Origin of the sequence: Mesoflavibacter sp. CH_XMU1422-2 (assembly GCF_037029245.1) — a bacterium.
GTDB lineage: Bacteria > Bacteroidota > Bacteroidia > Flavobacteriales > Flavobacteriaceae > Mesoflavibacter > Mesoflavibacter zeaxanthinifaciens.
Map to the genome: position 1 here is coordinate 39,901 of NZ_JAYMEE010000070.1, position 22,791 is coordinate 62,691.

Genomic DNA, 22,791 nt, shown 5'->3' on the forward strand with positions numbered 1-22,791 from the left:
CTAAAACTTGTTTAGCAATATAATTATTTGCTTAGATACATTTTACGTCTTGCATAAAGATCATAAAACTCGTCATCTTTTAAACTATCTATAAATAAGATACTTTCGCCTGTACTTTTCATTTCTGGTCCTAATTGCTTATTTACATTAGGAAATTTATTAAACGAGAATACTGGTTGTTTTATAGCGTATCCATCAAGCTTCGGATTAAAATCAAAGTCGGTTACCTTCTTCTCTCCTAACATTACTTTAGTAGCATAATTTACATAAGGTTCTCCATACGCTTTTGCTATAAATGGTACGGTTCTAGAAGCTCTTGGGTTTGCTTCGATAATGTAAACAGTATCATCTTTTACCGCAAACTGTATATTGATTAAACCTACTGTATTTAGTGCTAATGCAATCTTTTTAGTATGATCTTTTATTTGTTGCATTACTAAGTCACCTAAATTAAAAGGTGGTAACGTTGCGTTACTATCTCCAGAGTGAATACCACATGGTTCTATATGCTCCATTATACCAATGATGTAAACATTTTCGCCATCACAAATAGCATCTGCTTCTGCTTCTATTGCACCATCTAAATAATGATCTAGTAATAATTTATTATTAGGAATACTACGTAGTAAATCAACAACGTGCTTTTCTAATTCTTTCTCATTAATTACTATTTTCATTCCTTGTCCTCCTAGTACATAAGATGGACGTACTAAAATTGGAAAATCTAATTTATCTGCTACAGCTAAAGCTTCTTCTGCTGTTTCGGCTGTATCAAACTTAGGGTAAGGAATATTGTTTTCTTTTAAAAGTTTAGAAAAACTTCCTCTGTCTTCAGCTAAATCTAAAGCTTCATAACTAGTACCTAAAATTTTGATGCCATATTTAGAAAGTTTTTCTGCAAGTTTTAATGCTGTTTGACCACCTAATTGAACGATAACACCTTCTGGTTTTTCATGACGAATAATATCGTAGATGTGCTCCCAAAATACTGGTTCAAAATATAGTTTATCTGCGGTATCAAAATCTGTAGATACAGTTTCTGGGTTACAGTTTATCATTATAGTTTCGTAGCCACATTCTGCAGCAGCTAACACACCATGAACGCAACAATAATCAAACTCTATTCCTTGACCAATTCGGTTAGGTCCAGATCCTAAAACAATAATTTTTTTCTTGTCAGAAACTATACTTTCATTATCTGGTAAACGTGTTCCGTCTACGGTTTCTACATCATTTTCAAATGTAGAATAGTAATAAGGTGTTTTTGCCTCAAACTCGGCAGCACAAGTATCTACTAACTTGTACACACGATTTACGCCTAATTCATCACGTTTATTATACACTTGACTTTCTAAACAATTAAGCATGTGCGCAATTTGTCTGTCACCATATCCTTTTTGCTTAGCTTCTAACAATAAATCTTTTTCTATCGTGTCTATTGTATATGTGGAAATTTCTTTTTCTAATTGGTATAACTCTTCATATTGACGTAAAAACCACATGTCTATTTTTGTGATTTCGTGAATACGACTTAGAGGAATACCCATTTGGATTGCATCGTAAATCACAAATACTCTATCCCAACTTGCGTTAGTTAGTTTATCTATAATCTGGTCATAGTTTTTATATCCTTTACCATCTGCTCCTAAACCATTTCTTTTAATTTCTAGAGATTGGGTAGCTTTATGTAAGGCTTCTTGAAAAGATCTACCAATACCCATTACTTCTCCTACCGCTTTCATTTGAAGACCTAAAGTACGGTCTGAACCTTCAAATTTATCAAAGTTCCAACGTGGTATTTTTACGATTACATAATCTAATGTTGGCTCGAATAAAGCAGAAGTAGATTTTGTAATTTGGTTTTGAAGTTCGTCTAAATGATATCCTATAGCTAATTTAGCAGCTATTTTTGCAATTGGATATCCTGTTGCTTTACTTGCTAATGCAGACGAACGAGATACACGTGGATTAATTTCAATTGCGATAATTTCTTCACGTTCATCCGGACTTACAGCAAATTGTACGTTACATCCGCCAGCAAAATCACCAATACTACGCATCATTTTTATTGCCATATCACGCATTTTCTGAAATGTTTTATCAGAAAGTGTCATAGCTGGCGCGACAGTAATTGAGTCTCCGGTATGGATTCCCATTGGATCCATATTTTCAATCGTACAGATAATTACAACATTATCATTTTTATCTCTTAAAAGCTCAAGCTCATACTCTTTCCAACCCATCATAGCCTTATCAATCATCACCTCATGTATTGGAGATACTTCTAAACCACGGGTAAGAGCGTCGTCAAATTCTTTTTCGTCATAAACAATTGCTGCTCCTGCTCCTCCTAAGGTAAATGATGCTCTAATACATAACGGAAAACCAAATTCTTGAGCTATTTCTTTACCTTTTAAAAATGAAGTTGCTGTTGCTTGAGGTGCCATACCAACACCTATTTTTAACATTAACTCTCTAAACTTTTCTCTGTCTTCTGTAATGTTAATGGCATCAATATTAACACCGATAATTTCTACTCCAAAGTCTTCCCAAATACCTTTTTCGTCTGCTTCAATACAAAGGTTAAGCGCTGTTTGTCCTCCCATTGTTGGTAAAACAGCATCTATTTGAGGATGCTCTTTTAATATTTTAACAATAGACTTTGTATTAAGAGGAAGCAAGTACACATGATCTGCCATTTTTGGATCAGTCATGATTGTTGCTGGGTTAGAGTTAATTAAAATAGTTTCGATTCCTTCCTCTCTTAAAGATCTTAATGCTTGTGAACCAGAATAATCAAATTCGCACGCTTGACCAATAATAATTGGACCAGAACCAATAATAAGGATAGATTTTAATTTAGGATTTTTAGGCATTGTATTATGTGTTGTTTTTGGTTTTTCAAAAATAGTGATAATTAGATATAAAAAAAGGCGTTACACCTAAGCAACGCCTTTATATATTAACAATTGTTAATCATTATTTTTTATGTCTAGTTTCAGATGAAACAGATAATTTCTTTCTTCCTTTAGCACGACGACGCGCTAATACTTTTCTACCATTAGCAGAAGCCATTCTTTCTCTAAAACCATGCTTGTTTCTTCTTTTTCTTTTCGATGGTTGAAACGTTCTTTTACTCATTGTATATTATCTTTAAATCTGAAAATGTAATTTTTAATATAATTCTGGTTTTGAAATCTCCAAAACTGAGCGCAAATATACAAAGGGTTTTTAATTTGACAAACCTAAAATTAAAAATATTTTTCAATAAAATTTTAGTTTCTTTGCAAAAGCAAATAAAACAATGCTTTTATGTCCTTTAAAAAATTATTTTTATTAGTCCTTTTGATAGGTTTTACTAGTATTACACAAGCACAACACTATCTTGGATATAACTTAAATGTTGGTGACACCTTAAAGATTACTCAGGTTTCTGAGCAAGAAATTGTTCAAAAAATGAATGATCAAGAACATAAAATTATTAATAATCTTGGTGGAGATTATCTGTTTCACATCAAAAAAGAGACAGATAGCTCTTATATTATTAACTTTAAGTATGATTCATTTTTCATGAAAACCACTTCCAATTTAGCAGGAACCATATTTAATGTTGATACTAAAAAAGATATTAGTGAAGACGATGTAGAAGGAAAAATCTTTAAAGGGTTAACCGAAACTGCTTTAGAGATAAACATGTTAAAAACAGGAAAAATTGTAAGTTTAGTTGGTACCGAGGATTTAATTAACAATATGATTAACGATCTTGATTTTGATAATTTTACTAAAGAAATTATGAAAGAATCTTTACGTAATGAATTTGGTGGCGAAAGTCTTATTGAAAGTCTTAACCAATTTACTTTTATGTATCCAAATAAAACTGTAAATATTGGAGAATCTTGGCAAAACAAATTTAAAGGAGACATGAAAGCTAAGAATACTTGGCAACTAGATAAGGTTGATAATAATTTACATATCTCTTGCAATAGTACCATAACTTTAACATCTAAAGAAGATACACTTACCATGAGCTTAGAAGGTACGCAACAATCTGTTATCACTTCTAACAAAACTTCTGGTTGGCCAATAGAAGCTAAAATAACTTCTATAGCAAAAGGAATTTCTATTATGAAAGGTATGGAAAGTGTAGAAATCCCTACAACAATAATTTCAACAACAACATATAAACCTTTTAAATAAAAACATGTACAATAAAATTTTTAAACTAATACTAGCGGTAGGAATATTTGGAGTTGCAATCTGGCAATTTATTGATGGTGAAATAGGTAATGGTATCATGTACCTTTTACTTTCTTTAGTATTTCTGTTTTTATATTTTAAAAATGAATTTATCCTTCTTGCCTTTTTACGCCTAAGAAAACAAGATTTTGACGGCGCAAAAAAATGGCTTAATAAAATTAAAAATCCTGAAGCTGCATTAGTAAAAAAGCAACAAGGGTATTACAACTTTTTACACGGGATAATGGTATCTCAAGACAATGTAAATGAAGCAGAACGTTATTTTAAAAAAGCAGTAAGCTTAGGGTTGTCGATGGATCACGATATGGCTATGGCAAAATTAAACTTAGCTGGTATTGCTTTTTCTAAACGAAGAAAACAAGAAGCTACAAAACTACTTGCCGAAGCACAAAAACTAGACAAACAAGGTATGCTTACTGACCAAATAAAAATGATGAAGCAAAATATGAAGCAAGCGCAAATGCCTAAGCAACATTATGGTCAAGGTGGATCTTTAAGGTCTCAAAAAAGAAGAAGCAGATAAGCATATTTACCGTTTTAACGTAAAATGTTCTTTGTAAGTTAAACCATTTGCTCTGGTTACAACAAACCAATAGTCGTTGGTTGGCATAGTATTACCATTATAAGTACCATCCCAACCAGCGTCTTGACTTCCAAATTGTTTTAACAATTTACCATACCTATCAAAGATAAAGACTTTTAAATCTGGTTCTAGATTAGAAAATTTTATCTGCCAAAATTCATTTATATCATCTCCATTTGGAGTGAAATATTTAGGGTAATGTAATAGATAAACGTCTTTATCTACAATACCACATCCATTACTATCCTTAATGTAAACTCTATATTCTCCTGGTTCTAAATTAGAAAAAGTGTTTTGAGTTTGATAATCAATTCCATTTAAAGAATATAGGTAATTCCCTGCTCCAGAAGTCATTACTGCTATTGAATTTTCATTAGCAGTCCAATCTGAAATTTCTATATTTTCGATAGTTGCTGGTTCTGAATTTATTACTTGATAATTCTTTGTGCTTTCACAATAAAAGTCTCCTATTTCATCTATAATAGTTACTGTATAAGTACCAGCTTGATCTACAATTATACTTTGTGTTGTTTCTTCTGTTGACCATAAATACGCATCAAAACCAGAATCTGCTATTAATGTTGCTGTACCATTAGAACAGATATAAACTGTTTCTTCTTCACTTAAAACAGGTACTTGACCAACATATATTTGAAATGATGTTGTTGCATGACACAATGCTAAATTATTATGTATAACCCTTGCGTAAACCGTTTGAGGATTGGTATTATTTGTAAATTGATTTGGCAACGGATTATTACCTGTATCTGCATCAGACTGGGATAAATGATAGGTTATTGTGTAGTTATTTGGGTTTTGATTTCCTAAAATTTGTTCGTTTTGAGTGTCTAATTGAAACACTTCTTGGTCTATACCATCTGCTTTGCAAATTGTAAAGTCGTCTGGTTGGTTTGCTCTAGCTAATGGTAATAAATTTTCGAGATTAATGGTTATATTTTCAATGCTTCCGCAGGCATCTTCTACTCTAATTTCGTAAATATTATTGGGTAAGTCTGAAAACACGTTATTAGTTCCGTTATTTATTGTTATTGGGGAAATAATACTATAATTGAAAGGCGCTACACCAATAGCTTCTACTACGACGTCTGACGGATTACCACCACTAGAACAATTTAGATTATAAACTCCTGAAATGACTAAATCTGAATATACAGTGAAATTGGCAAATTGATCTAAACAATACACGTCTGGATTTTCTGAATTTATAGATTGAAACACTTTTATCAATCTAAAATCTCCTGTTAAAAAAATATTATAAAGTGTTTCCATATTTTCTATTTCAATAGCAGTTGTGCTATTTGGGATATCGCCTTCTGTGTACGCTACACCGGTATTTGGATGTCCCCAAACTTCATTTTCTTCAAAATAATATTGCAACCAATATGTTTGGTTAGTTACTGTTTGATCTAAATCATTAATAGTAACATCAAAAGAACCGCAGTTTCTGGTTAATGTGTATGCAAAAGGATTACTTGTATAGCTGTTTATGGTAACATTAGTTGTGTAATCAAAATTACAAGTATCTGAAGATTCAAATTGATAATCACCAACGGGTAAATTATTCATAAAAAGGTTACCATTTCCATCTAATAAACTGGTCGCATCAAAAGGAATTGTTTCCGCGAAAGCGGAAGGTGCTGCGACAATAATAATTTCTGATAATTGTCCATGATTACTGCTTAGATTTAAAGAACCTGTTTCTGTTTGGCAATTTGGAAGCGTTAATACATTTAATCCTTGAAACTGAAACACCGGAATATTAGCATCTAAAGTATATTCTACACCACAATTATCAACTACAGTAACAACATAATCTCCTGCAGGAAGATTGTTATCCTGAATGGTTAAAATATCTCCAACAATAAACTCGTCTGCATTAAATGGTAAGGTTTCAGAGAAAGATGATGGTGCGCTTATTATAGAAGCTGAAATGACCTCACGCTCAGGAATCCTGATTTCTAAAATACCAGAATTTGCAGAACATCCATTATTGCTTGTTATTACTAACGGATCTACAACAACTTCATCTACAAAAATAGTACCTGCTCCTACTCTATTACAAGCATCTATCATTTCAACGGTGTACATACCTGTTGGTACTGGATTATCGTCAAAACCAAAAATTATAGTTCCATCATCCTCAGTAAATGGTCCTGGATAACTATTGTTGTAATCTGTTGGATTAAAACCTGAAGGCGCAGATGTAAAACTTAAAGTGAAAGGTGGCAAGTAGTTGTTTATAGTTACGTTTAAAAATTCGCCACAAAATTCTTCTGTAGTTGTTAAGCTAACTTTTGGATTTGGGTTTACAATTTGATCAGATTCAAAAACCAATCCGCAAGAATCTACAATTAAAACATTTACATCAAAACTATCTGATCCAAATAATGGAATTAATTGATTGATTGTAAAATTTAAATCGTCTCCACTTGTAATATTTTGATCAAAAACAACCTCTGGAGAACCATCTGGTGGATAGAGTGTTAACGTTACTGAAAGCGGATAAATTATTGTTGTACCTTCTGCCGCATCAATAGAAATTTCGACATCTGCTTCATCACAATTATCGTATACAATTGGCAAACCTACTTCGCCTATAATTAAGTCATTAATATCTAGTAACATGGTGTAGGTTTTTGAAAGCGCATTATCACAATCGTCATAAACTCTAATAATGTAAGTACCTTGAGGCAAATCTGTAAAAACATTTGAAGTTTGAGGAGCAACCGTTTCTGGTCCAGAAATTACCTCGTAAGACACTGGATTACCTGATGTTATATTTACTGTGATTGTACCAAACTCGTCACAATTTGACGTGGTTGAATGCGAAATATCGTAATCTAAAGTTGTAGTTAAATTATTAATTGTAATTTCTTGTTGTTGCTCATTTTCTTCACTTCCAAGAGTTTGTGTCGCAACGACAATGTAATCTCCAGATGGCAAACTATTAAAAGAAGACGCTGTGGTTTCTGCAATTGGATTTGTACTGTCTGGTAGTAAAAATAATGAATATGTAATTGTTGCTCCAACTGCTGTATTATTTACACTCATTGTCAAAGCACCGTTACCAGAACATGTTTCGTCTGTTGCGGTTACTACTAGATTAAAGTCTGGTAATTGAGCAATTACAGACCAATGTGTAAGAAAAAAGAATATAAAAACCAAAACTATTCTTTTTACTTTATAAATATTTATGTTGGTTGATGTTTTAATTTCATTATCAATTTAGCCCTTTAAATATACGACTAAAAAATTTTTGAATTAAATAATTATAACAACGGAGCCCAAAGCCTACAATAAGCTTCTTTTAAACGTTCTAATTTACCTCTGTTTTTCCATTGGTCGTAGTCCATACACAAAGAATCATCCAAATCGTTTAAATACATCTGTTTTGCTTTTAAAGCTTGTTCTTTACTATAGATTAAAGCATTAATTTCGAAGTTAATATTGAAACTTCTATAATCCATATTACAAGTACCAATGGTTGTAAAGACATCATCAATAACCATTGTTTTTGCATGAGTAAATCCTTTTTTGTACCTGTAAACCTTAACATTGGCATCAAACAATTGTTCTAAATAAGAGTTTGTTGCATGTTGTGCTATCCAAGAGTCTGATTTATCTGGTATTAAAATCCTAACATCTACTCCGCTTTTTGAAGCCACTTGCATTGCGGTTATAATTTGATCATTAGGAATAAAATAAGGTGTCGCTATATACACGTATTTTTCTGCGGTTACTATTGAGAAGAAAATAGCTTCCATAATGTTTGCCCAATCGGTATCAGGACCACTTGCAGCAATTTGAATTGGAGTAATTGTTTCTGTTTTATTTTTTGGAAAATAGGTTTGATTTAGCTCTATTTTTTTATCTGAAACAAAATTCCAGTTGGTTAAAAATTGAACTTGAAGTGTAAAAACTGCTTCACCTGTAATTCTAAGATGTGTATCTCTCCAATACTTTTTATTTTCTGGATAATTCACATAAGTGTCCGAAACATTTATTCCTCCAACATAACCAATTTCGCCATCAATAATCACTATCTTTCGGTGATCTCGGTAATTCATTTTACCAGTAAATTTTGGAAATAATACTGGCATAAACGGATGATGCTCTATTGAAGATTGCGTAAGCCTTCTTTTCATTTTAGATGAAATTTTGCTTCCTACATCATCATAGCTTAGCTTTACTTGTACACCTTGATCTGCTTTTTTAAGTAATAGCTCTAAAAATTTTGTACCAATTTTATCATCTTTTAAAATATAATACTCTACGTGAATGTGTTGTTTTGCAGACTCTATATCTTTAAAGAGCTTTTCAAATTTATTTTCACCATTAATTATAATTTCAACATCGTTATACTGTGTTAATGGTGATTTATCATTTTTTTGAAGTAGTTGAACTAAACGTATTTGATCTTCTTCTGCTTCTGCTTCATAAAAAGTTAAAGCTTCGGGTTTTATCTCTAATTTATCTTCAATAGATTGTATTAATTCATTATTTAAAATGTCTTTTTTATTGAAGATTTTATTTTTTCTATACTCTTGACCAAACAGATAATAAACGATTAAACCAAAAAAAGGAAACACTAACAATACAATAATGTATGTTAGTGTTTTTGTAGGATTTATAGATTTAAATAGAATAGTAACAACTGCAATTAGTGCCAATATATAGTTTAGCGTTATTGCTATTGTCCACCAATGTGATTGTAAAAACTCTATCATTTAAGGTTGTATGTTATAATAACCTTCTTTAGGCAATTCTATAAAATATTGCTTTCTTGATTTATTATTTAAATGCGGCTCTCTTAACCAAGGATTGTGTAGTTTTAAAATTTTATAGTTTATGCCAAATTGCTTTGCAAAACCAGCAAAATCTGTAACTGCTGTATCTACTTCTACTAAATATGTTGGTACTTTAGAGTATAAGTCTTTATCTCTAAAATTAAAACCATATTTTGAAGGGTTTGATAAAATTTCTTTTAAAGCTAAAATCCTAAATACATAACGACCAGTTTCTTCACCTAACAACAAATCGTAATAACCTTTAACTTGTTGTGCATCTAACCTTCTTTTTATACCTGCATTACCAGCGTTATAAGCTGCAGCTGCAAGTGTCCAACTACCTAAATTTTCTTTTGCTTTTTTTAGATAATCGCAAGCTACTTCTGTTGCTTTTTCTAAGTGGTATCTTTCATCTACGTTACTATTAACTTCTAACCCATGTTCACGACCTGTAGCTCTCATAATCTGCCAAAATCCACTTGCTCCAGCTGGTGATTTAGCATTGGTTAAGCCACTTTCTATAACTGCTAGATATTTAAAATCATCAGGCACACCATGTTTTGCTAAAATAGGTTCTATTATAGGAAAGTATTTTTTAGCTCTTTTAAACATTAATAGACCGTTAGATTGCCAATAAGTATTTACTAAAAGCTCTCTATCCATTCGCTCTAAAATATCAGGATTAGATAATGGTACTTCTTCGCCTGCAAAATCCATATAATCCGGAACTTGTAATGCGTATACGTTATAATCGTTTATAAGTTTTTTTGTAAAATTTTCGTCTGTTGGCGCTTCTTGCATAGCATTGATAGATAATGCTCCAATAGCTAATAAACCAACTGCTGCTAATGTGTTTTTAACTAACTTCATCTTCATTATTTCTTTTTCTAAATTTAAAAATTTTATTTGATTTTTTATTAATTACCTAGGATTAGTTTTGGTAAATTTTCGTTAAACCATTTATACTTATTTATAATCATAATGTGTGTTCCACCTTTAATTTTTGTACAATTTGATATGTAAGAACACGGAAACACCATATCATTATCGCCATGTATGTGTATGGCTTCTGGTATTGGTTGATCTTGTTCCCAACATATTACTTGCTCTATTGCCCAATCTAAATATGCTTTATCACTAACAGATAGGTATTTTTTATATAACTCTACACGTTTAGTAATAGTTTCTCCAAAAGCATATTTTGCTAATAAATCTATATTACCCATTAATTGCGTAGGAAGCAATTTATAAGCTTTTGTTACCTTAAGCAACTTCATACGTTTTGGCAACTCATGTTTAGTCTTAACGCTAGAAACAACAAATAATTTTCTTATACTAATATGTTTACTCATTTCTTGCACTAAAATACCTCCAAAAGACACACCTAAAAGTACAGGGTTTTCATGCTTTACTTCTTCGCACATACGTTTGGCATAATCTTGTAGAGTTTCTTTTTTAAAAGGCATTTTCCACGATAACCAAAAAATTTCAAACTGATCTTCGGGTAATTTTATATATTCAAAAATTGTAGGATTTGCCGCCATACCTGGCATTAAGTAAACTGGTATTAACTGCTGACTCATAAGCTTTTAACAACTTAAACAACTATTGTTGTTATTATTTTTTGTAAATTTGTAGTATAAAACTAAAAAATAGTTTGGTACTATTTTTGAAACTTCCTTGATAATTAATAAAACTTTATAAATATGATTAATGCAGCTGAGCTGATTGACAACGATTTTTTACGTCAATTTGAACTGAAAATAGATGATCATTTTGCTAAAATTGAGTATTCTCTTCAAGAAAAAAAGATTTTTTTAACCAAGTTAATTGTTCCTGAAGCACTTGATAATGACGAGTTTAAAACAGATTTTATTAAAATAGTTTTTGATAATATCGAAGAGCGCAACTTAAGTGTTGTCCCAACAAGTCCTTACATTGCTAAATTTATTAGAAAAAACCGCCAATTTAAAAGGTTATTACCTGTTGGTGTAAGAATCTAATTAGGTTTAATTTAACTTAAAAACAAAACATCCGAAGTTAATCACTTCGGATGTTTTGTTTTATATCACTTCTACGTTTACAAAATCGAATCTTACTAAACCGTCTGTATCTATTTTAGTAAGCTGAACTTGATGAAGTGTATTGACTAATTCTGGGTTCCATGGTGCTTTAACCTTGACATAATTTTCTGTAAAGCCGTGTATGTAACCTTCTTTATTTTCTGATTCAAAAAGTACGGTTCTTTTGGTACCTATTTGTGACTCGTAAAATGCACGACGCTTTTTAACGCTTAATCCTCGTAACATTTTACTTCGTTTTGATCTTACTTTTTTAGGCACAACGCCATCCATTGTAGCTGCTACTGTATTTTCTCTTTCAGAATATGTAAATACGTGTAAGTATGAAATATCTAATTCGTTTAAAAAATTATAGGTTTCTAAAAAGTGCTCATCAGTTTCACCAGGAAAACCAACAATAACATCTACACCAATACAAGCATGAGGCATCACTTTTTTAATTTGTTCTACACGATCTACATACAATTCTCTTAAATAACGACGTCTCATTTTTTTAAGCATATCGTTACTTCCGCTTTGTAGCGGAATATGAAAATGTGGCACAAACGTTTTACTTTGGGCTACAAAATCTATAGTTTCATTTTTAAGCAAATTAGGTTCTATAGAAGAGATTCGTAAACGCTCTATACCTTCAACTTCATCTAAAGCTTGTACTAATTCGTAAAATGTGTGTTCGTGTTTTTTATTACCAAATTCGCCTTTACCATAATCGCCTATATTTACACCTGTTAAGACAATTTCTTTGATGTTTCTTTCTGAAATTTCTTTAGCATTTTTTAGTACATTTTCTAAAGTATCACTTCGTGAAATACCACGAGCTAAAGGAATTGTACAATACGTGCATTTGTAATCACAACCATCTTGCACCTTTAAAAAAGCACGTGTTCTGTCACCTATGGAGTAACTTCCTACGTAAAAATCGGCTTCTTCTATCTCGCACGAGTGTACTTCGCCAAAATCATTTTTTGACAAATCGTTTAGGTAATCTGTAATCTTAAATTTTTCGGTAGCACCAAGCACTAAATCTACTCCATTTACGTCTGCTAATTCTTGTGGCTTTAATTGCGCATAACAACCTACAGCAGCAATAAAAGCTTCTGGATTTGCCTTTTGCGCTTGCTTTACTATAGTTTTAAAACGTTTATCTGCATTTTCGGTTACAGAGCATGTGTTTATAACATAAATATCTGCTTGATCATTAAAGTCTACACGCTCAAAACCTTCGTCTTTAAAGGAACGTGCAATGGTTGATGTTTCAGAAAAATTAAGTTTACAACCTAAAGTATAAAAGCCAACTTTCTTTTTGTTATTCAATGCAATTCGTGTTTATGCTAAGTAAGTTTTGTTATATTTACCTAGTGCTATTAAAATTTGTGGCTGCAAAAATACGTAATTTTTCCTGCTATAAAAAGCGTTTAAACCTTTAAAATCAATATGTCTACATTAGAAAAAAGACTACAAGAAGTCTATCGTTTTTTTGAAAATAAAGATACTGTTTTAGGCTACAGAAAACTTATGGATTGTGCTTTAGACACACAAAACTTAGAGATTTACAACCAAATTATTGAAGTTACAGATTGGAAATCTAAACATCCTGATAACGAAACCGAGTTTATAACTAAATGCTTGAAGGTTTTAGAGGACATTTCTAAAATTCCTATTGAAGTTTACAACAATTTTAAACCTATTGTCACAGCAACAAACATCACTAAAAGTTATGGAACTAATAGTTTTAGTTTAGGACCTATCAATCTTTCTATAAAAAAAGGAAATGTTTATGGTTTAGTTGGTGAAAATGGAAACGGAAAAACAACACTTTTACGTGTACTTGCTAAAGAGTTAAAACATACTTCTGGTAACTTAAACTATGATTTTGATAGTAAAGTAAATACCGATTTTGAACTAAGATCTAAATTAGTTTACATACCGCAACGTACCCAAAAATGGTACGGTAGTTTAAAAGACAACTTAAAATTTGTGTTGTCTAATTATGGAATTAGTCCCGAAGAAAATGAAACAAGAGTTTTAATGATGATTTGTAGACTTGGTCTTTGGGATTACAAACATTTAAAATGGAGCGAATTATCTTCTGGTTACAAAATGCGTTTTGAACTTGCAAGAACTTTATTGCGTCAACCAGAGTTACTATTACTTGATGAGCCTTTAGCAAACCTTGATGTTTTAGCACAACAAGTTATCCTTGAAGACTTAAAATCTATTTGCAACTCATTAAATCATCCTATTGCATTAATTTTAAGCTCTCAGCAATTATATGAAGTTGAAAAAGTTTCGGATAAGGTTATTTATTTAAAAAACGGAAAATACACTGATAACAACAACTCTGAAACTGAAGAAACAACAGTAAAGAATCAACTAATCATAGAAATTGATTGTAATTGCGAACGTGAAAAACTTCAGCAAATTTTTAATCCTTTACAACTTGAAAAATTGGTTTTTAATGGCGGAATTTATGTAGCATATTTTGATGCTAACACTCTATTTTATCAAGTTTTAGAAGCGCTAGGTAATCATCAAATTGATGTGACCTATACCAGAAACATAACTAAATCTACCAGACGTTTTTTTGTATCCTAATCTCTATTATTCAAAATGCAGCAATTCATTTCTAAAATAAATAAATATTTAATCGAGCGTCATCCAACATTATGGAACACCAAAGTAGTTTGGATGTTAGGTGCTTCTTTAATTATTCATATTCTATTCTTTTTATTTGGTTTAATTACATTAACTAACCCAGAAAGCTTACAAAATAGAGGCGCAGAAAATATCTTTTTTGATAATGGCGCGATATTCTTTAGCATGATGATTTCTGTAGTTATGTTAGTACTTTGGCTAGTATTTATGTTTAAAAACAATGCGTTTAAAAACTACTATCCAACAACTGCTTTTAAGCTATTTAAGCAGTTTGTATTATACTTTATTATCATATTTTTTTCGACTACATTTTACTTTTCTTATAATTTTGGTTTAAAGACGTTTATCGTCAATAAATACCCTGATAACATTACTAAAAATGAAGTTTTAACTGCTAATAAGGCTAGTGTATTTTTATCGCACTCTTTAAAAAATTATACTGTAGACCGACTAGTTTATCCTAAACCTTTTGATTCTTTACATTGTGAAACTGAATACTCTAAAATTGATTTAGATAAACCTTATCTTGATTTTTTAGGAAAAAAATATCAGTTTTATAACTTAAAATTTGTCTCTTATTATGATAGTGACAAACCTATTCATTACAACGTAAAAGGCTACGTGTATTATAAGCATAAAGACACTACCACAATATATGCTTATAAAGATTCTGTTGTAGATGTTTCTGCATATTTAAAATCTGCTAATCCAAATTATTACAACTATTCCAAAATATTTTACAGTTATGGTAAAGACGATGTAGACTATTTATACTCTAGATATGAATACAATCCTTTAGACGATAGATATGGAAATATGTCTAAAAAACAATTAGTACAAAAAGGAAATTTTGATTTATTAAACAGAAATAACCCAGATGAAATAAAACAGTTGTTAAACAGCTTTTTACAAGTATCTAAAAAGTATAGAATAAAAACAAATTTAGACACAGACAGCTGGTTTAAAATGGTTTACAATCCAACAGATTTTGGGGTAAAACACCTTATAAGCAACAGAGATTATCCTTACAAAAAAAGCTATAGATCTAACATAGATCGATCTGATTTTGAAATCTATCAAGATAAAATAATGTCTAACAAGTTTTTTGACTCAGATCATCTTAAAATTGTGTTTGAAAACTTAGACGATATAAAAAACAAAACTATTATAGATGCTAGTATTCATGCTTTTATTTGGATAGCATTTGCAATTGCATTACTTATATTCTGTTTTAGAGTAACCAGTTTAAAATCTGTTTTATTTACTATTGTTAGCGGTATATTACTTACTATTTTTATATCATTAATAGCAGCTGCTATAGGCTTTACCTCAAGAAGTGGCGGTATTGATTTTGAATACTTTATGATGTATTTTATATTATTTATTGCATCCATTATAATGATTATTGGTCTATTTGGAGTCACTAAATTAAAAAAGCTAGTAGGCAGTATTTTTATCAATCTAACATTGTCTGGATTTGTCGCTTACGTATTATTAATTATGGCAATTATTACATCACACCAAAGCGATGCATGTCGCTTAAAATTTCCTGATTATTCTGAAAGAACTGAAAATTGTTTCGTTCTATTAAGAGACTTAGATTTGTGGTCAAGTTTAATTTTATTTGTTGTTGGTATTGTTTTTACTTACTTATATTGCAATACTATCTTAAAATGGAGAGCTACACCAGAAAATTAATCAATGAAACACTTATTATATTTTAGCTTTAGTTTACTACTGTTTTGGTCTTGTAATTCAACTAAAAATGATAATAAAGACCATTTAGTTTTTAGATATAATGAACATAAAAATATAGGGTCTTTAGATCCCGCATTTGCTAAAGACAATGCAGATATTTGGGCTATTAATCAACTATTTAATGGGTTGGTTGAAATGAATGACAGCCTAAAAGTCATACCAAGTATTGCAAAAAAATGGACGGTTTCTCCAGATGGTTTAACTTACAGATTTGTATTAAGAAATGATGTTTATTTTCATAAACATAAATTGTTTAAAAAAGACAGCACCAGAACTGTAAAAGCACAAGATTTTGAATATAGTTTTAACCGAATTTTAGATCCAAAAGTAGCCTCTTCCGGTCGTTGGGTTTTTAATAAAGTTGAACATTTTAAAGCTGAAAACGATAGTATTTTTACTATAAAACTAAAGCAACCTTTTCCTGCGTTTTTAGGCTTACTAACCATGAAGTACTGCAGCGTAGTCCCTAAAGAAATTGTAGAACATTACGGCACCAACTTTAGATCCAACCCAATTGGTACTGGTCCCTTTAAATTTAAACGTTGGGAAGAAAATATAAAATTGGTTTTTAGAAAAAACAATAATTATTTTGAAACAGATAAAAACGGAAACCAATTACCATATTTAGAAGCTGTAGCTATTACTTTTTTACCAGATAAGCAAAGTGAATTTATGCAATTTGCACAAGGTAATCTTGATTTTTTAAATAGCTTAGATGCTTCTTATCAAGATGAAATTTTAACAACAAAAGGCGAACTTAGAGACAAATACACAAAAACTGTAAACGTCATTAAAGGTCCTTACTTAAATACGGAATATTTAGCCTTTTTTATGGATAGTGAAAAAGATGAAATTAACTCAAAAAATTTAAGATTAGCAATTAATTACGGTTTTGACAGAAAAAAAATGATAACCTATTTACGTAACGGAATAGGCATACCCGCAAATGGTGGATTTATCCCAAAAGGTTTACCAGGTTATAATAAAAATACTGGTTTTGAGTACAATCCTACTAAAGCTAAACAACTTATAGAAGACTACAAAACACAAACAGGTAATCAAAATCCTGAAATAACCATTACTACAACAAGTAATTACCTTAATTTTTGCGAGTATATACAAAGAGAATTAACAAAAATAGGACTTATTGTCAATGTAGATGCAATACCAGCTTCAACTTTAAAAGAAGGTAAAGCAAATGGTAAATTAGACTTATTTAGAGCAAGTTGGGTTGCAGATTATCCCGATGCTCAAAATTATTTATCATTGTTTTACAGTGAAAACTTTGCGCCAAACGGACCAAATTACACACACTTTAAAGATGAAACTTTTGACACTTGGTACACGCAATCTTTTTTAAAATCTAATGTAGACGAACGTGCTAAGCTATATTCTAAAATGGATAGTTTAGTATTAAAAGAAGCGCCTATCGTACCTTTATATTATGATGAAGTAATACGATTTACGCATAAAAAAGTTTCAGGTATAGGTAAAAATCCTATAAATTTATTGCAGTTGAAAAGGGTTAAAAAAGAACTTTAAATTCTGAAATTAGGCTTTTCTTCATCTTCTTCAACAGACTTACCAATATCATCTATACTCTGTATTGGTTCTGGTTTATTTTGCTCGAAGTTTTTCTTTAATAAATAATGAAATAATGCTACAGTACCTAATCCAAAAGGTATTGCTATTAAAGACATCAATAAAGTATTTTCCCAATCTATATACCAACCAAAAATTTCACTTAAAACTCCTATAATAACTCCTCCAATTACAGAACCAGCATAATAACTAATTACTCCTAAAACAGCATAAAGCCATTTGTTTTTATTATAAGCTTCAGCTAATTTGATAAAATGTTTTCCTATAAATATAATTAAAATTATTCCTAACATTATTTTACTTTATTCATTAATTAAAACCGTCTCTTTTATTATACCAAGCACTACAAGATATTGAAATAATCCGTAAAATAACATTTCAGAATACTGATTAAGACCAAAGTTTTGATTGTAAAACGATTGTAATACCGATATAGAATCTGAAAACACACTACATACAACGCCTGCAAAAACTAAATAAAAACATAAACTATTTACCTCATCATACCTTAGATAAGCAAATAAGAAGATTAACATAGACACAAAAAATAAAGTAAAACAGATATAAAGAAGTCTCCTAAATTGTCAAAAATTAAAGAAGCAACAAAGACAATGTATATAAAAAGGATAGTTAGAAAAGGAAATAACCTTTTAATTTTAAAATCCTTTTGATTAGAAAACCTTACTGTGTAAGCTATTTTACCTAACATAAAACAGAATAAACCTGTAAGATATATTGTCTCATATTCATAGAAAATTAGAAAAAAATCTCCCAAAAGAAAAGCAAACAAACCTGCTAAAAAAATTTTATCTTTTAATAGTTTAATTGGTTTATTATATTGAAAGAAAAATACAATAAGTAGTATAACTAAAGATAGTTTTGTGAAGATTCTTACATAGAAAAAATCAGATATGTTTTTAAAAATTATATCTAAGAATAATATAAAGAAATAAACGAAAGTAAAATATTTAATATTTACAAAAGCTGTCATAAATTATTACAAATAGCATTTGCAATATAGAATAATTATACGGCTATCACAATAATTTAAAACTAAAAACAAACAATAATCAACTAGTTACTAGAGTGTTATTTTCTTTTAGTATGCCTAAAACTATTAGATATTGTGATAAACTATAGAAGAGCATGATTGTATACTTATGATAAAAAAAGCTTGAATCATAAAAAGATTTTAAAAAAGCAATACTATCGGATGCCATAGAGAATAAAACACCTATTAAGACCAAATAATAGCTTAAATTATTCACTTCATTTTTTCTTAAATAAGCTATTTGACCTAGCAATAGCACCACAAATAAGTATATTAAAGTAGGTATAAAATATAAGCCTAATTTACTGTAAATAAAATTCATCATCAAGCTCATGTAAATAAAGCAAAACAGTAAAAAAGGGAGTAGATTTTTTATATAAAAGTCTTTTTTATTTCTAAATCTAACAATATAAAATGCTTTTGCTATCCCAAAAAAAACACCTCCAATAGCAAAAGATTTTGTAGTATTTTCTCCTACTAAAACTAAATCTCCAATAATAAAACTAAATAAAGCTAATAATACTAATCTATAATTAAATACACTTTTTTCTTTTTGATTAACTATATAAAATAATAGTAAAATTAAGATTAAAAATGTCTTAGAAATATATCTAAAAGGGAAACGAAACTGAGAATTTTTAATAAAAGTATCAATAATAAATACTAAAAAGTATAGCAAAGTAAATAACTTTACATCCTTAAATATTAGTTTCATAAACTTGGGGCAGTTTTAAGTATATCCAATATTAAAATACTTTTTTATTAAATGCAAAATTTTTAGATAATCTTAGTCTTTTCTATATTTTTTTGTAATTTCAAAAACATGTTCTAAAATAGCTTTATCTTGTAATGTAAACTCTATATTTCTTCTAGACATTACTACTTCTGCTACTTCAAAAGCTTTTTTAGTTAAATATGTAGAAAACCCAGATGCTCCGCCCCAACTATAGCTTGGTACAAAATTTCTTGGGAAGCCACTTCCAAAAATATTAGCATTGACACCTACAACTGTTCCTGTGTTAAACATTGTATTTATGCCACATTTACTATGATCACCCATCATTAAACCACAAAACTGAAGACCAGTTCTAGCAAAACGCTCGGTATCATAATCCCAAAGTCTTACTTCTGCGTAATTATTTTTTAAATTAGAATTATTAGTATCTGCACCAAGATTACACCATTCGCCTAAAACAGAGTTACCTAAAAACCCATCGTGTCCTTTATTAGAATATCCAAATAGTACACTGTTATTAACTTCTCCTCCTACTTTAGAAAATGGACCAATGGTAGTAGGACCGTAAATTTTAGCTCCTAATTTAATAGTAGCATTATCACACAAAGCTAACGGACCTCTAATGATTGAGCCTTCCATAATTTCGGCATTTTTACCAATATAAATTGGTCCAGAACTAGCGTTTAGTGTTGTAAATTCTAGCTTAGCGCCTTCTTCTATAAATATATTTTCTGGTGCAATTACGTTATTACTTGATGGTATTGGTTGCGATGTACGGTCATTAGTCAATAAATCAAAATCTTGTTGTATCGCTTCTCCGTTTTTAGAAAAAATATCCCAAGTATGCTCTATTTGTAGTATATCGTTGTCAAATTCTATCGCTTCAAACTTATCAAAATCTATATCCTCTTCGGCTTCTGTAGTAAAAAAAGCAATAACGTCTTCATCTTTAAAAATTGCTTGATTTTTTTCAAGACCAATTATTAATTCTATTAATTCTGGGTTTGGTAAATATGACGCATTAAGCATAATATTTTCTTCCATTTCTACCATGGGATATTTGTCCGACAAATAATCTTCGGTTACAGTAGTTGTGGTTGTTTTAAGATACTGTTCCCATTTTTCTCTAATGGTCAAAATACCTACGCGTATATCTGCAACTGGTCTTGTATATGTAAATGGTAGTAATTGGTTTCTTACTGGTCCGTCAAATAGAATATAATTCATGGTAACTTTTAATGATTAAAGTATAAAAATAGCTTAATTAGAGGTAACAAAAAAGCCTTTCAAAAAATATTGAAAGGCTTTTAATATATGATTGCGTCTAAACTTATTTTTTAAATTTAGCGTATTTGTTTTTGAATTTATCGATACGTCCAGCTGTATCAATTAATTTAGTCTTACCAGTGTAAAAAGGGTGAGATGTTCTAGAAATTTCCATTTTAATTAATGGATACTCAACACCATCAACTTCTAAAGTTTCATTAGTATTTGCAGTAGATTTTGTTATAAAAACATCTTCATTAGACATGTCTTTAAATGCTACTAATCTATAATTTTCTGGATGTATACCTTTTTTCATCGCTTAATGCTTTTGTGTCTTTACTAAATTCGAGGTGCAAATTTAAGCATTTTTTACAAATCAACAACAAATTTATCAAAATTTTTTATTTCATTTTTTATGTAACAATTTGTTGTAAAATTATACTAACTTACAAATACTAACTTAAATCAAAATATTATGGAAAAAACTATTAAATCTATTGCATCTAATTATGGATTGTATTTAGGGCTTTTTATCGCTGTTGTATACGTTGTATCGTATGCTGTTAATCTTGAATTACTAACAAATCCATTTGTAGGAATAGCAATGCTTTTAGCTATTATTATTTTTGGTATTGTATCTATCTCTAAAGCAAAAAAAGCTCAAAATGGTTTCATTTCTTTAAAAGAAGCTTTTACATCTTATTTTATTACTATTTTAATAGGATTAATTGTTGCTAGCGTGGTAGCCATAGTTCTTTTCAATGTTATTGATCCTGATGCTGCTATAACTTTAAAGGAAAAAACTATTGAAGGAACAGCAGAGATGATGAGAAACTGGAACGCTCCAGAAGAATCAATTGTTGAAACCGTTGAAAAAATGCGCGAGCAACCAAACCAATTTAGTATTGGTAGCGTATTACAGTCTTTAGTTATCCAACTTGTTATATTTAGTATAATTGGTTTAATAGCTGCATTAATCATGAAAAAATCTGATGATAACGCATAATAATTCTATATTTGAAATAATTTTCAAGTTGAATTATGGATATATCAGTAGTCATACCACTACTTAACGAACAAGAATCTTTAACAGAGTTACACCATTGGATTTCATCAGTCATGAAATTCAATGGTTTTTCTTATGAAATTCTTTTTATAGACGATGGTAGCACGGACCAATCCTGGCAAACCATTTGCACTTTAAAAGAGCAAGATAAAAATGTAAAAGGAATTAGATTTTTAAAAAACTTTGGTAAGTCTCAAGCATTACATGCAGGTTTTGCGCAAGCTAAAGGTGATGTAATAATCACTATGGATGCAGATTTACAAGACAATCCAGAAGAAATACCAGAACTTTACAACTTAATTACAAAACAAAAATTTGACCTTGTTTCTGGTTGGAAAAAGAAACGATTTGATAATAAATTTACCAAAAACTTACCTTCTAAACTTTTTAATTGGGCTGCAAGAAAAACATCTGGTGTTAAACTAAATGATTTTAATTGCGGACTAAAAGCCTACAATAAAAACGTAGTAAAAAATATAGACGTTAATGGCGAGATGCATCGTTACATTCCTGTACTAGCCAAAAATGCTGGTTTCACAAAAATTGGTGAAAAAGTAGTACAACATCAAGCCAGAAAATATGGCGAAACAAAATTTGGTATGGATCGCTTTATTAATGGCTTTTTAGATTTAATTACCATTTGGTTTTTATCAAGATTTGGAAAAAGACCCATGCACTTATTTGGCGCCTTAGGCGTTATCATGTTTATTATTGGATTTGGTTTTGCTGCATATCTAGGTATTGATAAAATCTTTTTTAACCCTGCGGGAAGACTAATCACACAAAGACCACAATTTTACATTGCGCTTACAACAATGATTTTAGGTTCTCAGTTTTTTATAGCTGGTTTTTTAGGTGAAATTATTCTACGCCAAAACGCAAACAAAACACGCTATTTAATTAAAGAATCTTTAAATTTAGAATAGTA

At 30.1% G+C, this 22,791-nt stretch carries 21 protein-coding genes; 8 read left to right on the forward strand and 13 right to left on the reverse strand.

Annotated elements, in window-relative coordinates; all coding sequences use genetic code 11:
- Nucleotides 1–23: 23 nt before the first annotated feature.
- Together carB and rpmH are read right to left on the reverse strand one after the other, a co-directional pair.
- Nucleotides 24–2,876: a carbamoyl-phosphate synthase large subunit gene (gene carB, locus WA340_RS12190; RefSeq protein WP_336129277.1), complete on the reverse strand. Its 2,853-nt coding sequence runs from the start codon at nucleotides 2,874–2,876 to the stop codon at nucleotides 24–26.
- Between the two features lie 103 nt (nucleotides 2,877–2,979).
- Nucleotides 2,980–3,141, reverse strand: coding sequence for a 50S ribosomal protein L34 (gene rpmH, locus WA340_RS12195; RefSeq protein ID WP_027878648.1), 162 nt, complete (start codon nucleotides 3,139–3,141; stop codon nucleotides 2,980–2,982).
- Nucleotides 3,142–3,312: 171 nt separating this feature from the next.
- Between rpmH and WA340_RS12200 the strand changes: the two genes are divergently transcribed.
- Both WA340_RS12200 and WA340_RS12205 read left to right on the forward strand, forming a co-directional pair.
- Nucleotides 3,313–4,197, forward strand: coding sequence for a DUF6263 family protein (locus WA340_RS12200; RefSeq protein ID WP_336129278.1), 885 nt, complete (start codon nucleotides 3,313–3,315; stop codon nucleotides 4,195–4,197).
- A 4-nt stretch (nucleotides 4,198–4,201) separates the two neighbouring features.
- Nucleotides 4,202–4,780 carry a hypothetical protein gene (locus WA340_RS12205; RefSeq protein ID WP_027878646.1) on the forward strand — a complete coding sequence of 193 codons (579 nt, stop codon included), beginning with the start codon at nucleotides 4,202–4,204 and terminating at the stop codon, nucleotides 4,778–4,780.
- A 6-nt stretch (nucleotides 4,781–4,786) separates the two neighbouring features.
- On the opposite strand, the gene WA340_RS12210 is transcribed toward WA340_RS12205, so the two are convergent.
- The 4 genes from WA340_RS12210 to WA340_RS12225 form a co-directional block, all read right to left on the reverse strand.
- Nucleotides 4,787–8,026, reverse strand: a complete 3,240-nt coding sequence (locus WA340_RS12210; RefSeq protein WP_336129279.1) for a T9SS type B sorting domain-containing protein — start codon at nucleotides 8,024–8,026, stop codon at nucleotides 4,787–4,789.
- Nucleotides 8,027–8,130: 104 nt separating this feature from the next.
- Nucleotides 8,131–9,588 (reverse strand): cardiolipin synthase, encoded by a 1,458-nt coding sequence (gene cls / locus WA340_RS12215; protein WP_027878644.1) that lies wholly within the window; start codon nucleotides 9,586–9,588, stop codon nucleotides 8,131–8,133.
- Nucleotides 9,589–10,518 (reverse strand): lytic transglycosylase domain-containing protein, encoded by a 930-nt coding sequence (locus WA340_RS12220; protein ID WP_336129280.1) that lies wholly within the window; start codon nucleotides 10,516–10,518, stop codon nucleotides 9,589–9,591.
- Nucleotides 10,519–10,565: 47 nt separating this feature from the next.
- A complete protein-coding gene (locus tag WA340_RS12225) occupies nucleotides 10,566–11,231 on the reverse strand; it encodes an alpha/beta hydrolase (protein ID WP_336129281.1) in 666 nt (221 codons plus the stop codon).
- Between the two features lie 123 nt (nucleotides 11,232–11,354).
- Here WA340_RS12225 and WA340_RS12230 point away from each other — a divergent pair, with 123 nt between their 5' ends.
- Nucleotides 11,355–11,651: a GNAT family N-acetyltransferase gene (locus WA340_RS12230; protein ID WP_336129282.1), complete on the forward strand. Its 297-nt coding sequence runs from the start codon at nucleotides 11,355–11,357 to the stop codon at nucleotides 11,649–11,651.
- Between the two features lie 60 nt (nucleotides 11,652–11,711).
- Here WA340_RS12230 and mtaB read toward each other — a convergent pair whose 3' ends face one another.
- The gene (mtaB, locus tag WA340_RS12235) at nucleotides 11,712–13,043 is read right to left on the reverse strand and encodes a tRNA (N(6)-L-threonylcarbamoyladenosine(37)-C(2))-methylthiotransferase MtaB (protein WP_336129283.1); all 1,332 of its coding nucleotides are present in this window, start codon (nucleotides 13,041–13,043) and stop codon (nucleotides 11,712–11,714) included.
- 120 nt (nucleotides 13,044–13,163) lie between these two features.
- Here mtaB and WA340_RS12240 point away from each other — a divergent pair, with 120 nt between their 5' ends.
- The 3 genes from WA340_RS12240 to WA340_RS12250 are packed head-to-tail and all read left to right on the forward strand — an operon-like array spanning nucleotide 13,164 to nucleotide 17,684.
- Nucleotides 13,164–14,324 (forward strand): ATP-binding cassette domain-containing protein, encoded by a 1,161-nt coding sequence (locus WA340_RS12240; protein WP_336129284.1) that lies wholly within the window; start codon nucleotides 13,164–13,166, stop codon nucleotides 14,322–14,324.
- Between the two features lie 15 nt (nucleotides 14,325–14,339).
- Entirely contained in the window at nucleotides 14,340–16,082 is a 1,743-nt protein-coding gene (locus WA340_RS12245; protein ID WP_336129285.1) for a hypothetical protein, read from the forward strand.
- A gap of 3 nt (nucleotides 16,083–16,085) precedes the next feature.
- Nucleotides 16,086–17,684 carry an ABC transporter substrate-binding protein gene (locus WA340_RS12250; protein ID WP_336129286.1) on the forward strand — a complete coding sequence of 533 codons (1,599 nt, stop codon included), beginning with the start codon at nucleotides 16,086–16,088 and terminating at the stop codon, nucleotides 17,682–17,684.
- Here the strand turns inward: WA340_RS12250 and WA340_RS12255 are convergent.
- The 6 genes from WA340_RS12255 to WA340_RS12275 form a co-directional block, all read right to left on the reverse strand.
- Nucleotides 17,681–18,037: a hypothetical protein gene (locus WA340_RS12255; RefSeq protein ID WP_304143621.1), complete on the reverse strand. Its 357-nt coding sequence runs from the start codon at nucleotides 18,035–18,037 to the stop codon at nucleotides 17,681–17,683. The two genes, WA340_RS12250 and WA340_RS12255, sit on opposite strands and share 4 nt — an antisense overlap.
- Before the next feature lie 9 nt (nucleotides 18,038–18,046).
- Nucleotides 18,047–18,280, reverse strand: a complete 234-nt coding sequence (locus WA340_RS12260) for a hypothetical protein (RefSeq protein ID WP_336129287.1) — start codon at nucleotides 18,278–18,280, stop codon at nucleotides 18,047–18,049.
- Nucleotides 18,274–18,735, reverse strand: coding sequence for a lysoplasmalogenase family protein (locus tag WA340_RS15270; protein WP_442920774.1), 462 nt, complete (start codon nucleotides 18,733–18,735; stop codon nucleotides 18,274–18,276). The genes WA340_RS12260 and WA340_RS15270 overlap by 7 nt, the downstream gene beginning before the upstream one ends.
- A gap of 79 nt (nucleotides 18,736–18,814) precedes the next feature.
- Nucleotides 18,815–19,510, reverse strand: a complete 696-nt coding sequence (locus WA340_RS12265; RefSeq protein ID WP_336129288.1) for a lysoplasmalogenase — start codon at nucleotides 19,508–19,510, stop codon at nucleotides 18,815–18,817.
- 72 nt (nucleotides 19,511–19,582) lie between these two features.
- Nucleotides 19,583–20,758, reverse strand: coding sequence for a GlmU family protein (locus WA340_RS12270; protein WP_106676920.1), 1,176 nt, complete (start codon nucleotides 20,756–20,758; stop codon nucleotides 19,583–19,585).
- Nucleotides 20,759–20,861: 103 nt separating this feature from the next.
- Nucleotides 20,862–21,113 carry a type B 50S ribosomal protein L31 gene (locus WA340_RS12275; protein WP_027878633.1) on the reverse strand — a complete coding sequence of 84 codons (252 nt, stop codon included), beginning with the start codon at nucleotides 21,111–21,113 and terminating at the stop codon, nucleotides 20,862–20,864.
- 159 nt (nucleotides 21,114–21,272) lie between these two features.
- Here WA340_RS12275 and WA340_RS12280 point away from each other — a divergent pair, with 159 nt between their 5' ends.
- Both WA340_RS12280 and WA340_RS12285 read left to right on the forward strand, forming a co-directional pair.
- Nucleotides 21,273–21,803: a DUF4199 domain-containing protein gene (locus WA340_RS12280; protein ID WP_336129289.1), complete on the forward strand. Its 531-nt coding sequence runs from the start codon at nucleotides 21,273–21,275 to the stop codon at nucleotides 21,801–21,803.
- Between the two features lie 35 nt (nucleotides 21,804–21,838).
- Nucleotides 21,839–22,789 carry a glycosyltransferase family 2 protein gene (locus tag WA340_RS12285; protein WP_336129290.1) on the forward strand — a complete coding sequence of 317 codons (951 nt, stop codon included), beginning with the start codon at nucleotides 21,839–21,841 and terminating at the stop codon, nucleotides 22,787–22,789.
- Nucleotides 22,790–22,791 lie beyond the last annotated feature (2 nt).

Coding starts and splice junctions, on each gene's coding strand:
- WA340_RS12250 (WP_336129286.1), top strand. CDS start 16,086: ATGAAACACTTATTATATTTTAGCTTTAGTTTACTACTGTTTTGGTCT.
- WA340_RS12245 (WP_336129285.1), top strand. CDS start 14,340: ATGCAGCAATTCATTTCTAAAATAAATAAATATTTAATCGAGCGTCAT.
- WA340_RS12200 (WP_336129278.1), top strand. CDS start 3,313: ATGTCCTTTAAAAAATTATTTTTATTAGTCCTTTTGATAGGTTTTACT.
- rpmH (WP_027878648.1), bottom strand. CDS start 3,141: ATGAGTAAAAGAACGTTTCAACCATCGAAAAGAAAAAGAAGAAACAAG.
- WA340_RS12270 (WP_106676920.1), bottom strand. CDS start 20,758: ATGAATTATATTCTATTTGACGGACCAGTAAGAAACCAATTACTACCA.
- WA340_RS12280 (WP_336129289.1), top strand. CDS start 21,273: ATGGAAAAAACTATTAAATCTATTGCATCTAATTATGGATTGTATTTA.
- WA340_RS12255 (WP_304143621.1), bottom strand. CDS start 18,037: ATGTTAGGAATAATTTTAATTATATTTATAGGAAAACATTTTATCAAA.
- WA340_RS12225 (WP_336129281.1), bottom strand. CDS start 11,231: ATGAGTCAGCAGTTAATACCAGTTTACTTAATGCCAGGTATGGCGGCA.
- cls (WP_027878644.1), bottom strand. CDS start 9,588: ATGATAGAGTTTTTACAATCACATTGGTGGACAATAGCAATAACGCTA.
- WA340_RS12265 (WP_336129288.1), bottom strand. CDS start 19,510: ATGAAACTAATATTTAAGGATGTAAAGTTATTTACTTTGCTATACTTT.
- carB (WP_336129277.1), bottom strand. CDS start 2,876: ATGCCTAAAAATCCTAAATTAAAATCTATCCTTATTATTGGTTCTGGT.
- WA340_RS12285 (WP_336129290.1), top strand. CDS start 21,839: ATGGATATATCAGTAGTCATACCACTACTTAACGAACAAGAATCTTTA.
- WA340_RS15270 (WP_442920774.1), bottom strand. CDS start 18,735: ATGACAGCTTTTGTAAATATTAAATATTTTACTTTCGTTTATTTCTTT.
- WA340_RS12230 (WP_336129282.1), top strand. CDS start 11,355: ATGATTAATGCAGCTGAGCTGATTGACAACGATTTTTTACGTCAATTT.
- WA340_RS12220 (WP_336129280.1), bottom strand. CDS start 10,518: ATGAAGTTAGTTAAAAACACATTAGCAGCAGTTGGTTTATTAGCTATT.
- WA340_RS12260 (WP_336129287.1), bottom strand. CDS start 18,280: ATGTTAATCTTCTTATTTGCTTATCTAAGGTATGATGAGGTAAATAGT.
- WA340_RS12240 (WP_336129284.1), top strand. CDS start 13,164: ATGTCTACATTAGAAAAAAGACTACAAGAAGTCTATCGTTTTTTTGAA.
- WA340_RS12275 (WP_027878633.1), bottom strand. CDS start 21,113: ATGAAAAAAGGTATACATCCAGAAAATTATAGATTAGTAGCATTTAAA.
- WA340_RS12205 (WP_027878646.1), top strand. CDS start 4,202: ATGTACAATAAAATTTTTAAACTAATACTAGCGGTAGGAATATTTGGA.